The sequence below is a fragment of the Dactylosporangium sp. NPDC005572 genome, from assembly GCF_040605515.1.
Lineage (GTDB): Bacteria > Actinomycetota > Actinomycetes > Mycobacteriales > Micromonosporaceae > Dactylosporangium.
Genome location: NZ_JBEXCY010000010.1, coordinates 57151 through 70118, shown reverse-complemented (window position 1 = coordinate 70118; position 12968 = coordinate 57151). Strand labels below are relative to the sequence as shown.

The window sequence follows — 12968 nt, the reverse complement described above, 5'->3', positions numbered from 1 at the left end:
GAACCCCCTAGCGGAACCGCAGGGCGGTCGGGCCCTGCACCTTGGAGCCGCGGCGTTGTTTCGCGGGCATCGCGGCCAGCTTCTCGCGCAGCTCGACCGCGTAGCCGGCGAGCGCCTCGACCAGGTCGGGCACCGAGGCGTGCGCGGGCTGCACGTCGACCCGCAGGCCGAACTCGACAGCCGTGTCGGCTGTCTTCGGCCCGATGACCGCGACGACCGTGCGGGCGTGCGGCTTGCCGGCGATGCCGACCAGGTTGCGGACGGTGGAGGACGACGTGAAGAGGACCGCGTCGAAGCCCCCGGACTTGATGGCGTCACGGATGTCGGCGGGCGGCGGCGCGGCGCGGACCGTGCGGTACGCGGTCACGTCGTCGACCTCCCAGCCGAGCTCGGTCAGGCCGGCGGCCAGCGTCTCGGTCGCGATGTCGGCCCGGGGCAGCAGCACCCGGCCGACCGGGTCGAGCAGTTCGTCGTGCGGCGAGAACTCGGCCAGCAGGCCCTCCGAGGACTGATCGCCGGTCGGGATCAGCTCGGGCGAGATGCCGAAGCCGCGCACGGCCTCCGCGGTGGCCTCACCGATGCAGGCGACCTTGACCCCGCCGAAGTGGCGCGCGTCGAGGCCGTGCTCGGCGAACTTCTCCCAGACCGCGCGGACGGCGTTGACCGACGTGAAGACGGTCCAGGCGTACCGCCCGTCGACCAGGCCCTTGATGGCCCGCTCCATCTGCGCCGGGGTGCGCGGCGGCTCGACCGCGATGGTCGGCACCTCGCACGGGATGGCGCCGTAGGCGCGCAGCCGCTCGCTCATCGCGCCGGCCTGCTCCTTGGTCCGCGGGACCAGGACCTTCCAGCCGTACAGCGGGCGGTTCTCCCACCAGCCGAGCTTCTCGCGCTGGGCGACGCCGGCGCCGAGGCAGAGCACCACCCGGCCGGCGAAGCCGAGGGCGGCGGCCACCATGCTGTCGACCGTGGAGGCCGAGCTGTACTGCGTCTCGCCCGTCCCGTCGCCGGTGATGGACACCGGGGTGGCGGGGTCGACGCCGGCGGCCAGCAGGCCGTCGCGGACGTTGGCCAGGTCGCCCGCGTCGACCGCGAGCGCCGAGGAGCCGCGCGCCACGGCGGTGGCGATGGCCTCGAAGTCCACGGAGTGCACGTCGTCGACGTCGGCGGTGACGCGGACGCCGGGCAGCGGCACGCCGGCATAGGTGGCGACGCCCGCGGCCTGGCCGATGCCGGGCACGACCTCGAACGGCACCGCGGTGCGGGCGACGGCCTGCACCTCCTTGAGCACCGTGTCGTGCGCGAGCGGGTCGCCGCCCACCAGGTGGATGGCGCGCAGGCCGGAGCGGGCGGCGGACAGCAGCACCTTGGCCACGTCGCCGGGTGCGCCCTCGGCCGGGCTGAATTGTGCCTCCGCGTCCGCCTCGGCGCGGATGACGGCGAGCAGCGTCTCGGGGACGTTGCGGTCGTAGACGATGTGATCGGCGGTCACCAGCGCCTCATGGGCGCGACGCGTCAGCAGGCCTGGATCGCCGGGGCCGGCCCCGACGAAGGCGATCCGGCCGGTGCTGCCCTTACGGGTGCGGGTCATGCTGCACTCCCAGTGCGTTGTCGGCGCCTTCTTCGCGTAGGTCGCGGGCCAGTGCTCGGCCCACCTCCGCGGCGTCGGCGAGCGTTCCGGTGCGCGAGAGCCGGAGGGCGAAGCCGCCGTCCGGGCTGAACACCGCACCGCGCAGATAGATCTCCGGCCCCTCGTCGCCCTCGGCGACCTCGGCCAGTGCCGCGATCGGGGCGGAGCATCCCGCCTCGAGCTCGGCCAACAGCGCCCGCTCGGCGGTGACCGCCGCGCGGGTGTACTCGTCGTCGAGCGCGGCCAGCAGCTCACGCAGCTCGACATCGTCCTCACGGCACTCGACCGCCAGTGCGCCCTGCGCCGGGGCGGGCAGCATCAGCAGCGGGTCGAGCACCTCGGTGGCCTCCCCGGCGCGGCCGAGGCGGGCCAGGCCGGCGCGGGCCAGCACGATGGCGTCGAACTCGCCGTCGGCCAGCTTGCGCAGGCGGGTGTCCACGTTGCCGCGCACCGGCACCGGCTCCAGCCGGCGGCCGAGCGCGTTGAGCTGGGCGATGCGGCGCAGCGCGCCGGTGCCGATCCGGGCACCCTCGCCCAGCTCGGCGAGCGTCAGGCCGTCGCGCGCGACGAGCGCGTCACGGGGATCCTGCCGCGGCGGTATCGCAGCGATCGTCAATCCCTTGGCGGCCGCGGTCGGCAGGTCCTTGTAGGAGTGGACGGCGAAGTCGATCTCGTTGGCGAGCAGCGCGTCGCGCAGCGCCGACACGAAGACGCCGACGCCGAGCTGCTGGATGGGCGCGCTCGACCGGTCGCCCGGCGTCACGATCTCCACGAGTTCGACGTCGCGGCCGGTCCGCTCGCGAACGGCCTCGGCGACGGTGGTCGACTGCGCCAGCGCGAGCGCGCTGCCCCTGGTGCCGAGCCTGAGCGTCACGGATGCACCTCACCAGCGGCCGCGGGATTGATCTCGGAAGGAATCTGCAGGTCGAAGAGCTCCCGCAGCGCCTGAGCATAAGCCTCGCCGCCGGGGGCGGAGGCCAACTGCCGCACCCGGACCGTCGGCTGATGCAGCAGCCGCTGGACGATCCGGTGGATGCTGTGGGCCACCTCGGAGCGCACCTCGTCGCCCATCTCCGGGCACCGCTGGGCCAGCCGGCGCAGCTCGGCCTCGACGACCTCGTCGGCGCGGGCGCGCAGGGCGGCCACGGTCGGGGCCACGTCGGCCCCGCGCAGCCAGGTCAGGAACGCCTCGACCTCGGTGGCGACGATGTCCTCGGCCGCGCGCTCCTCGGCGTCGGCGGTGGTGGACAGCGACTCGCTCAGCAGCTCGATGTCGACGAGCGTGACACCGGGCAGCTCACCGACGCCGGGCGCGACGTCGCGCGGCAACGCGAGGTCGATCACCAGCAGCGGGCGGCCGGCCCCGGCGACGAGCGGCGCGTCGAGCACCGGCTCCGCCGAGGCGGTCGCGCTGACCACGACGTCGACCCGCTCCAGCAGCGACGGAAGCTCGGCGAACGGCACCGCGGTCGCCCCGTGCAGCTCGGCGAGCCGCTCAGCCCGGGCGAGGCTGCGGTTGGTCACGAACAGCGGACCGGCCCCCACCCGCTTGAGCGTGGCGAGCGACAGCGCGCCCATCGCGCCGGCCCCGACGACCAGCGCCGGGCGCTGCTCGACCGGTCCGGTGGCGCCCTGTCCGTAGGCGAGGGCCGCGCTGACCACGCTCTGCCCGGCCCGGTCGATCTCGGTCTCGGCGTGCACGCGCTTGCCGACCCGCAGGGCCTGCTGCATGAGCTCGTGCAGCATCCGCCCGGCGGCGGCCTGCTCACCGGCCACGCCGTAGGCGTCGCGGAGCTGGCCGAGGATCTGCGCCTCGCCGACGACCATCGAGTCGAGCCCGGCCGCGACCCGGAACGCGTGGCGGACGGCGTCGACCTCGTAGTGGACGTACATCTGCGACGCCAGGTCGCCGACCGGCAGGCCGGCCCGGCGCGCGAGCACCCCGCCGATGTCGGCGAGACCGCCGTGGAAGGCGGTCACCGCCGCGTAGACCTCGACGCGGTTGCAGGTCGAGAGCACGACGGCCTCGTCGACATACGGCAGGCCGACCAGTTCGGCGAGCGCCGCCTGGGCCTCGCCGCCGTTCATCGCGAGCCGCTCCAGGACGGGCACCGCTGCCGTGCGGTGTGACATCCCGACGACCAGCAGATTCACGATCCCACCGCCTCCGCACCGAGCCGATTGGCCCGTTGGAGATCCTGGCCGGCCCGCCCCGGCAGCGCGGTCAGCGCCGACTTGCGGTGCTCGTGGAAGGACAGGATCTGCAATTCGATAGCCAGGTCGACCTTACGCACGTCGACGCCCTCCGGGACGTTCAAGACGCACGGTGCAAAGTTCAGGACACTTGTCACGCCGGCGGCCACCAGTCGATCGGCCACGTTCTGCGCGGCGTGCGCGGGGGTCGCGATCACCGCGATGGAGATCGACTCCTCCTCGACGACCTCGGGCAGGTCGTCGATGTGCCGCACGACGAGGCCGTTGATGTGCTCACCCACGCGGCCGTGGTCGGCGTCGAACAGGGCGGCGATGCGGAAGCCGCGGCTGCCGAACCCGGCGTAGCCCGCGAGGGCGTGACCGAGATTGCCCACGCCGACGAGCGCGACGGCCCGGCGGTGGGTGAGGCCCAGCACCTGCTCGATCTGGTCGATGAGCAGGGTCACGTCGTAGCCGACGCCCCGGGTGCCGGTGCGGCCCAGGTGGGACAGGTCCTTGCGGAGCTTGGCGGAGTTGACGCCCGCGGCCGCGGCCAGACCCTCCGAGGAAACCGTGTCGTGCCCGTCCTCAGCGAGGTTGTGCAGGGCACGCAGGTACTCCGGAAGCCTGGCGACGGTCGCCTCCGGCAGGTCCGGAAAGTCCGGTCCGTCCGTGGGGCCGGTGCGCTGCTGGCTCATGAGTCTCCGTGACGACGACGGTAAGCGAGGCCGCTCGCGACGGCGATGTCCGCCTGTGCTAGCGGGGTTCGTCGTTGCTACAGAGTAGGCGCTTGTGAAGCCGTGCACAAATCGCGATCTTGGAGCGTCGGCGCTCACCACATAGAGGTCAGCGCCCGCTCGCGCGGACCACACACGCGAGAAATGCCCCCGCGGCACCTGGTGCCCCCCTTCCCGGTCGCGGTCGGCGACAGGCGAGCGTTGTGGCTATTATCGCCACAATTCCGACATCCTACCTCGCCGACACGCTGAACGTTTTCAGCCGTTGTGAGCCAGGGTCACGTCGACCGGTAGCCACACTACACGTTTCCAGTAGGGTTGGCCCTACCATCAAGTGGCCGGGCGACGGGATGGGATGCGGGGGGCCGGATGAATAGCGTCGATGACATGACGACGACCATCACCCCGATGCTCGGCCACGGCCGAATCTCTCGCGTTTTCCGCCAGCTCGGCGTCGACACGCAGTACGTCCTCCTCGGATTCCCGCTGGGGCTCATCACGGTGACGCTCTTCCTCACCGGATTCGCCCTCGGCGTCGGGCTCTTCGTCACGGTCGTCGGCTTCCCGCTCCTGACCATCACGGTCATGCAGGCGCGCGGCTTCGCGACCGTCGAGCGCGCCCGCGTCGGGCCGGTGCTGCGCACCCGGCTGCCACACCCCTACTACCGCAAGGCGAAACCCGGGGCCGGCTTCTGGCGGCGCACGTTCGAGCCGCTGTCCGACGGCCAGTCGTGGCTCGACCTGGTGCACGGCATCTTCCGGTTCATCCCGAGCACGATCGCCTTCGCGTTCGTGGTGACCTGGTGGGCCGGCGCGCTGGGTGGCGTCACCACCGTGCTGTGGGACTGGTCGATCCCGCGCCCGCCGGACAACACCGACCTGCCGGAGCTGATGGGCCTGGGCTCGGGCAACGGCGTGCGGATCCTGCTGTACACCGGCATCGGCGTCTTCTTCGCGCTCACCCTGATCCCGGTCGTGCGCGCCGCCGCGCTCATGGAGGCGATGTTCGCCCGCGCCCTGCTCAGCGGCGTCGCCGAGCTGCGCGAGCGGGTCGCCGAGGCGGAGGCGAGCCGCGACGTGGCCCGCGCCCAGACGGTGGCCGCGGTGTCGGCCGAGGCGACCGCCCTGCGCCGGCTGGAGCGCGACATCCACGACGGCCCGCAGCAGCGGCTGGTCCGGCTGGCGATGGACCTGGGCCGCGCCGACCTGCAGTTCGAGAGCGACCCGGCGGCGGCCCGGGCCACGGTCGCCGAGGCGCTCAGCCAGACCCGCGAGACGCTGGAGGAGCTGCGCGCGCTGTCCCGCGGCATCGCCCCGCCGATCCTGGTCGACCGCGGCCTGCGCGCGGCCCTGACCGCGCTGGCCGGCCGCTCGCTGATCCCGGTCGACCTGGAGCTGCCCGAGCTGGACCGGCTCGCCGAGAACGTGGAGACGACGGCGTACTTCGTGGTCGCCGAGTCCCTGACGAACGTCGCCAAGCACAGCCACGCGAGCGAGGCGAAGGTCATCCTCCAGCGCTCCGCCTACGGGATGCTGGTGACCGTCGAGGACGACGGCGTCGGCGGGGCGAGCCTGGCCAAGGGCCACGGCCTGCGCGGCCTGGCCGACCGGGTCAAGGCGTCCGGCGGCGAGCTGACCGTGACCAGCCCGGCCGACGGCGGCACCCGTGTGACGGCGATCCTGCCGATCTGACATCAGTCCCGACAACCCGCATAGGATGCCTATCCGTGCGGGTTGTCGTGGCGGATGATGCGGTACTGCTCCGAGAAGGTCTGGTGCGGCTGCTCGAGGAGAGCGGCCACACCGTCGTCGCGGCGGTCGGCGACGGGCCGAGCCTGGTCGCGGCCGTGGTCGAGCACCGGCCCGACGTCGCCATCGTCGACGTGCGGATGCCGCCCTCGCACACCGACGAGGGCCTGCGGGCGGCGGTCGCCGCCCGGCAGCAGGTGCCGGCGACGCCGATCCTGGTCCTGTCGCAGTACGTCGAGGTGTCCTACGCCGACGACCTGCTCGCCGACCGGGCGGGCGCGGTCGGCTACCTGCTCAAGGACCGCGTGTCCGAGGTCGCCGAGTTCCTCGACGGGATGCGCCGGGTCGCCGCCGGCGCCACCGTCCTCGACCCCGAGGTCGTCGCCCAGCTGCTGGTCCGGCGCCGGCGCGACGATCCGCTGCGCAGCCTGACCCCGCGCGAGCGGGAGGTGCTCGGGCTGATGGCGGAGGGCCGGTCGAACACGGCGATCGCCCGCAAGCTGGTGGTCACCGACGGCGCCGTCGAGAAGCACGTCAAGAACATCTTCACCAAGCTCGACCTGCAGCCGGACGACGAGCAGCACCGCCGCGTGCTCGCCGTCCTGACCTATCTCCAGAGCTGACCCTCAGGTGGTGGCCTTCGGCCCTCGGCCGGCCAGCCCGACGGCTTCCATGAGCGAGTGCGCGACCGGGAGGCCGGTCGCCTCCAGCAGCCGCACGTCGGTGAAGCCGCCCGCGTAGAGGACGCAGGACGCGCCGACCGTGCGGGCCGCGTCGCCGTCGTCGACCGAGTCGCCGATCAGCACCACGTCGGCCGGGTCCAGGGCCAGTGCCGCCAGGTGCCGCTCCAGGTAGGCGGCCTTGAGGTGCCCGCCGACCGTGCCGGGCAGCCCGTCGACCCGCACCAGGCGCGTGGTGAGCCCGTGCCGCTCCACCTCGACCAGCAGCTCGTCGTGGAAGAACATCGAGAGCAGCGACTGGGTGCCCGCCCACCCGGCCATCGCGTCCAGCGCGTCGGGCACCAGCCGGACGTTCGGCATGCCCAGCCGGTAGGCGTCGTGGAAGGCGTCGTCGAGCAGCTGGAACTCGACCTGGTCGACCGGCCGCTGGAGCACGTACGCGTAGTAGTCGAGGATCGGCCGGCGGAAGTCGCGGCGGTGCTCCTCCGCGGTGATCACCGGCCCGCCCACGGTGGCCAGGCAGACGTTGGTGGCGTCGACGACCAGCTTCAGGTCGTCGAGGAGGGTCCCGTTCCAGTCCCAAACCAGGTGCTTCACCCGGGTGAGGATAGCCGCAGGTCCCGCAGGAGCCGCTCCTCCTCGACCCGCCAGTAGCCGTGCTCCTTGCCGTCGAGGAGCACGACCGGGATGCGGAAGCCGTACTCCTCCTCCAGCTGCTCGTCGCCGGTGATGTCGACCTCGGTCCACTCCTCACCGGTCGCCGCGGCGACGCGCGCCATGACCTCCTTGGCGTCCTCGCACAGGTGGCAGCCGGGCCGGGTGATCAGGGTGAGTCTCATCGCAGGGCCGCCTTCCGGATCTTGCCGGTTGCCGAGTGCGGCAGCTCGGCCACGAACTCGACGGCCGTCGGGCACTTGAACCGGGCCAGGTTGCGCTCGCAGTGCGCGATCAGCTCCTCGGCCGTGACCTGGGAGCCGGGCCGGCGCACGACGACCGCCTTCACGGTCTGCCCGGTGTACGGGTGCGGCACGCCCAGTGCCGCCGCCTCCAGCACCGCCTCGTGCGCGTTCAGCACCATCTCGACCTCGTGGGGGTACACGTTGAATCCGCTCACCAGGATCAGCTCCCCCAGCCGGTCCACGATGAACAAATCGCCGTCCTCGTCCGCGTAGGCGACGTCGCCGGTCGCCCACCAGCCGTCCGGGTCCGGGCCGCCGCTCGCGTCCGGCCAGTACCCCAGGAACAGGTTCCGGCCCCGCGCCACGATCTCGCCGGGGTCGGTGCGGACCTCGTCGTCCTCGTCGAGGAGCATCTCGTTGCCGGCCGCGTCCACCAGCTTGATCTCGACGCCGGGGATGGACCGCCCGATCGACCCGGGCTTCACGGCCGGGCTTGCCAGCGTGCTGGTGAGCACCGGTGCCGCCTCGGTCAACCCGTACCCGAGGTGTACCGCCTTGCCCGTCGCCTCCGCGAACCGGCGCTCCGCCGCCGCGTCGAGCGGGGAGGCGCCACAGACGGCCAGCCGCACCCCGGCCCACGCGCGGGCCAGCGGCTCACCCATGAGCGACCAGGCGACATACATGGGCGGGACCCCGACCACCCCGGTCACCCCGTGCCGCTCGATGGTGTCGAGGGCGTCGGCGGGATCGAAGCGCTCGACGAGCACCCCACAGGCGGCGTGATATGCGACGGCGCCGAGGCCGGAGTTCAGCCCGTAGGCGTGGAACAGCGGCACGGCCAGCAGCAGGACATCGTCACTCGTGACCGGTGCCGGCTCGATCCGCGCCAGTTGTTCGTGGTTGGCCAGCAGGGCGCGGTGCGGCAACATGGCGCCCTTCGGCGCCCCACCGGTGCCAGACGTGTAGATGAGCACCGCGAGGTCGTCGTCGCCCTGATCGCTCGTCGGAGCCTTGCCGCCTTTGAGCAGATCTGGGAGATTTTCGCCCAATTTGTACTGCCGGGGAGGCGCGTTCGGCGCCTGCACCGAGCGGGTCGCGACGAGCACCGCGGCGCCGGAGTCGGCGAACACGTGCTCCAGCTCGCGAGGGGTATAGGCCGGGTTGACCGGGACGGCGATCAGACCCGCGCGCAGCACGCCGAAGAACACGGCGGCGAACTCGGGGACGTTGGGCAGTGCGATCGCGACGCGGGCCGGGCCGTGCTCGTCGACGGGCAGGTCGAGCGCGGCGAGGTTGGCGGCCACCGCGTCCACCTGGCGGTCGAGTTCCGCCCAGGTCACGACCGTGTCATGCGATCGCAGGGCCGGTCGGGCGCCGTTTGTGGCGGCGGCGCGCCGGACCAGATCGGCGAAGTTGGAGACGTCCTGCACGGTCGCTGAGTCTGACACACCCTGTCCGTCAGTGACGGGTGATGGTCGGCCGACGGAGAGATCACCCGTCACCAATCACCCTGTCCCGTGGCATGGTCCCTAACGCAGTCGAGCAGGGCGCCCGACCGGCGACACGCCGACTGAGTAATTGTCCACCCGTTTGTGTGCAATGCACATGTCGTAGGTCAGTAGCCGGAGCAGGTTTTCGTCCCGTTTCGCCGTTTTCACGGAGTGCTGTACGGCGTGTCGCCGAGGGGTGACGGACAGCATGTGCGCCGGACGGACATCGATCCGTGGAAAGAATGTCCCCTCACGACAAGAGCCGCCCACATGCGGGTGACGCCGGTCCCATCAACAGCGAAGTCGACTCACCCCATTTGTGGCGAGTTGATACCCCTCACCCCGAGGAGGCCCAAGTGCCCGTGATCGCGCCGGCTAAGCCGTCTTTTCTGGCTTACGAAGCATGAGCGGTTACCAGCACGCGTTCGACGACGAACACGGACTCGCCGGTGGGCTGTCGATGCTGCGCGGCTCGATGCGCGACATGTTCAGCACGGTGATCCGCGGCGAAGGCAGCGGTGTGCCCCGGACCCGCGGGCGCCCACACACCAACGAGGCGCCGACCCGCCCCGGACCGGCCCCGAACGCGAGACCCAACGCCGGGATGAACGGCAAGCTGTCCGGCAGCGGCGCGGGAACGGGCCTGCTCGGCGAGGACACCGTGCCGATCCCGACCAACGTGGTCGCCGTGACGACGCTCGTCGACACCGCCCCGGCGCCGAGCCCGCCGCCGGCGCGGCCCGACCGGGGCGACCCGGCCGCGGAGGTCTGGGCGCTCATCGAGCGGGCCCAGGCCGGCGACGGTGCGGCATTCGGACTCCTCTACGACCGGTACTTCGACACGGTCTTCCGTTTCGTGTACTTCCGGGTCGGCAACCGCCAGCTGGCCGAGGACCTGACCGCCGACACCTTCCTGCGGGCGCTCAAGCGCATCGGCAGCTTCACCTGGCAGGGTCGCGACCTGGGGGCCTGGCTGGTCACCATCGCGCGCAACCTGGTGGCCGACCACTTCAAGTCCGGTCGGTACCGGCTCGAGGTGACGACGGGTGACGTGCTCGACGCCGACCGGCCGGACCGGGGCCCCGAGGGCAGCCCGGAAGCCGCGGTCATCGGCCACATCACCAACGTCGACCTGCTCAAGGCCGTGAAGCAGCTCAACCCCGAGCAGCAGGAGTGCATCGTGCTGCGGTTCCTGCACGGCTTCTCCGTCGCGGAGACCGCGCAGGCCATGAACAAGAACGAGGGAGCCATCAAGGCGCTGCAGTACCGAGCGGTGCGTGCACTCGCCCGGCTCCTGCCCGACGGCTTCCAACCGTGATCGCTGTCACCTTCGGTTACAGTGCCCGACGGCGCCGTAACCAGCCTCCGCTCTGCGGCGTTGGTCCTGATGCGACCGTCGGCATGGCGCACGGCGGACGCGGTGGCCCACCATCCCGCTGCCCTGCCGCGCCTGATCGACGCGATCACGGAAGGGGGTGCCCGAGGTGATTGGCTCCGTCTTCCATCGTCGACGGGCTGAGCGGTTCGCCCAGCTCATGGACGAGGCCATGGGGGCCCGACGGCACCGCATGAGGTCAACGCTCGACGACTCCCTGACCGACCTCGTGCAGGTCGGCCGGCGGCTCTCCGAAATGCCGATCAAGGTCGAGGGACAGCAGGAGTTCCGGGACGGCCTGCGGGCCATGCTGCTGGCCACGGCCGAGCGCGAGGGCATCGGTGCCACCGCGAAGGAGCCGGAGCCGACGTCCCGGACGACCCTGCGGTCGCTGCGCCGGCCGGCGGGCAGCCGCCCGGCCGTGAGCCGCCGGACCCGCACCCGGGGCGCGATCGTCGTCGGCCTGGCCGCCGGCACCCTCGCACTGTCGGGCATGTCGGCCGCGAGCGGCGACGCGATCCCCGGCGACGCGCTGTACTCGGTCAAGCGCTCCACCGAGAAGGCCCAACTCGCCCTGGCCGGATCGGACGTCAGCCGGGGCCAGCTGTACCTCGAGTTCGCCCGCACCCGGCTCGACGAGGCCCATGCGGTCAAGGACCCGGCCGGCCTCGGCGCGGTCCTGGAGGACATGGACAACGAGACCCTCGAGGGTGTCCGGCGGCTGACCACGACGGCGGTGGCCCGCAAGGACACGGCGGCGCTCGACGCGATCGACACGTTCGTGTCGACCCAGCGCGCCGCGGCCGAGAAGCTCCGCGCGTCGGCCACCGGCGACGCCCGCACCCGGGCGACGAAGTCGGTGACCCTGCTGGAGGAGATCCAGCGCCGCTCGCAGGCGCTGCGCCCGCTGCTCAAGTGCGGCGCGAACGCCACGTCGGCCGCCGACACCCTCGGCCCCGTGCCGAACGGCTCGGCCTGCAAGACCACGGGCGGCGGCCAGAAGAGCGGCCAGCAGTCCGGCGCACCGGCCCAGAGCAGCCCCGGTCAGACCGGCGCGGTCGCCAGCGAACGCCCGTCCCCCAGCACCTCCGCATCCGTGACCGAGTCGGCGCCCGCCGCGTCGACCCCGAGTCCGAAGCCCTCCCCCAGCAAATCGGGCGACTAGTTGTTCCGCTGACTTGTCCGTTCGGACACAACAGGGCCCGGTGTCGTCCACCGGGCACTGTTGCCATTCCGGACCGGTACCGTTGGTCCGTCGAACGAGACGGCCGGGGGACAGACACAGGGAGCAGACGCATGGCGTTCCGACCTTCCGCGCTGCGACGCAAGCGACCCCGGGGCCGCATCGTGGCCTCCTCGGCGGGCTGGGCGGCGGCCGAGGTGGAGGCGGCGCTGGAGATCCCCGCCGACCCGCGCGCCGCGGCGTTCTTCGACGTCGACAACACGATGATGCAGGGCGCGTCGATCTACTACTTCGCCCGCGGCCTGGCCAAGCGCAAGTACTTCACCAGCACCGACCTGCTGCGCTTCGCCTATCAGCAGGCCCGCTTCCGGCTGCTGGCGTCCGAACACGCCGGCACCGTCTCCAACGCCAAGTCCGCCGCCCTGGCGTTCATCGCCGGTTGGAAGGTCGAGGACATGGAGCGGCTCTGCGAGGAGATCTTCGACGAGCTGATGGCCGACCGGATCTGGTCCGGCACGCTCGCCCTCGCGCAGCTGCACCTGGACGCCGGCCAGCGGGTCTGGCTGGTCACCGCGGCCCCGGTCGAGCTCGGCCGGATCATCGCCGCCCGCCTCGGCCTGACCGGCGCGATCGGCACGGTCGCGGAGATCACCGACGGCGTCTACACCGGCCGCCTGGTCGGCGACCTGATGCACGGCCCGGAGAAGGCGTCGGCGATCACCACGCTGGCGCTGGCGGAGGGCCTGGACCTGGCCCGCTGCGCCGCCTACTCGGACTCGGTGAACGACACCCCGATGCTCTCCACGGTGGGCTACGCGGTGGCGGTCAACCCGGACCCGGCCCTGCGCCGCGAGGCCCGCAAGCGGGGCTGGGAGATCCGCGACTTCCGCACCGGCCGCAAGGCGGCGAAGATCGCGGTGCCGGCCGCCCTGGCCACCGGCATCGTCATCGGCGGCGTGGCCACCGCGACGGCCATGCGCCGGCGCCGGCGCCGTCCCCCGGCCCAGCCGGGGCCGTCCCCGCAGAGCTGAC

11 protein-coding genes and 1 pseudogene are annotated in these 12968 nt (G+C 72.3%); 5 read left to right on the top strand and 7 right to left on the bottom strand.

Annotated elements, in window-relative coordinates:
* Positions 1-7: 7 nt before the first annotated feature.
* From ABZS66_RS07985 to ABZS66_RS07970, 4 genes are read right to left on the bottom strand one after another with little or no spacing between them, the layout of a single operon-like run.
* The gene (locus ABZS66_RS07985; protein ID WP_354756244.1) at positions 8-1591 is read right to left on the bottom strand and encodes a uroporphyrinogen-III synthase; all 1584 of its coding nucleotides are present in this window, start codon (positions 1589-1591) and stop codon (positions 8-10) included.
* Complete coding sequence (gene hemC, locus ABZS66_RS07980) at positions 1575-2504, bottom strand: hydroxymethylbilane synthase (RefSeq protein WP_354756242.1); 930 nt, start codon at positions 2502-2504, stop codon at positions 1575-1577. The genes ABZS66_RS07985 and hemC overlap by 17 nt, the downstream gene beginning before the upstream one ends.
* On the bottom strand, positions 2501-3784 hold the full coding sequence (locus ABZS66_RS07975; protein WP_354756240.1) for a glutamyl-tRNA reductase: 1284 nt from the start codon (positions 3782-3784) through the stop codon (positions 2501-2503). Before ABZS66_RS07975 ends, hemC begins: the two co-directional genes overlap by 4 nt.
* Positions 3781-4521, bottom strand: a complete 741-nt coding sequence (locus ABZS66_RS07970; RefSeq protein ID WP_354756238.1) for a redox-sensing transcriptional repressor Rex — start codon at positions 4519-4521, stop codon at positions 3781-3783. The genes ABZS66_RS07975 and ABZS66_RS07970 overlap by 4 nt, the downstream gene beginning before the upstream one ends.
* 426 nt (positions 4522-4947) lie before the next feature.
* Between ABZS66_RS07970 and ABZS66_RS07965 the strand changes: the two genes are divergently transcribed.
* Together ABZS66_RS07965 and ABZS66_RS07960 are read left to right on the top strand one after the other, a co-directional pair.
* Complete coding sequence (locus tag ABZS66_RS07965) at positions 4948-6252, top strand: sensor domain-containing protein (RefSeq protein WP_354756236.1); 1305 nt, start codon at positions 4948-4950, stop codon at positions 6250-6252.
* Positions 6253-6287: 35 nt separating this feature from the next.
* Positions 6288-6932, top strand: a complete 645-nt coding sequence (locus tag ABZS66_RS07960; protein ID WP_354756234.1) for a response regulator transcription factor — start codon at positions 6288-6290, stop codon at positions 6930-6932.
* A gap of 3 nt (positions 6933-6935) precedes the next feature.
* On the opposite strand, the gene ABZS66_RS07955 is transcribed toward ABZS66_RS07960, so the two are convergent.
* From ABZS66_RS07955 to ABZS66_RS07945, 3 genes are read right to left on the bottom strand one after another with little or no spacing between them, the layout of a single operon-like run.
* A complete protein-coding gene (locus tag ABZS66_RS07955) occupies positions 6936-7586 on the bottom strand; it encodes an HAD hydrolase-like protein (protein WP_354756232.1) in 651 nt (216 codons plus the stop codon).
* Positions 7583-7828 (bottom strand): glutaredoxin family protein, encoded by a 246-nt coding sequence (locus ABZS66_RS07950; protein WP_354756230.1) that lies wholly within the window; start codon positions 7826-7828, stop codon positions 7583-7585. Before ABZS66_RS07950 ends, ABZS66_RS07955 begins: the two co-directional genes overlap by 4 nt.
* Positions 7825-9336, bottom strand: a complete 1512-nt coding sequence (locus tag ABZS66_RS07945) for an AMP-binding protein (RefSeq protein WP_354756229.1) — start codon at positions 9334-9336, stop codon at positions 7825-7827. Before ABZS66_RS07945 ends, ABZS66_RS07950 begins: the two co-directional genes overlap by 4 nt.
* Positions 9337-9862: 526 nt before the next feature.
* On the opposite strand from ABZS66_RS07945, the gene ABZS66_RS07940 reads away from it, so the two are divergent.
* The 3 genes and pseudogenes from ABZS66_RS07940 (at position 9863) to ABZS66_RS07930 (ending at position 12967) form a co-directional block, all read left to right on the top strand.
* The gene (locus ABZS66_RS07940; RefSeq protein WP_354756372.1) at positions 9863-10696 is read left to right on the top strand and encodes a sigma-70 family RNA polymerase sigma factor; all 834 of its coding nucleotides are present in this window, start codon (positions 9863-9865) and stop codon (positions 10694-10696) included.
* A 217-nt stretch (positions 10697-10913) separates the two neighbouring features.
* A pseudogene (locus ABZS66_RS07935) lies at positions 10914-11744 on the top strand (DUF5667 domain-containing protein); the annotation flags it as partial.
* A gap of 305 nt (positions 11745-12049) precedes the next feature.
* Positions 12050-12967 carry an HAD-IB family hydrolase gene (locus ABZS66_RS07930; RefSeq protein WP_354756228.1) on the top strand — a complete coding sequence of 306 codons (918 nt, stop codon included), beginning with the start codon at positions 12050-12052 and terminating at the stop codon, positions 12965-12967.
* The last annotated feature ends 1 nt before the right edge of the window (position 12968 follow it).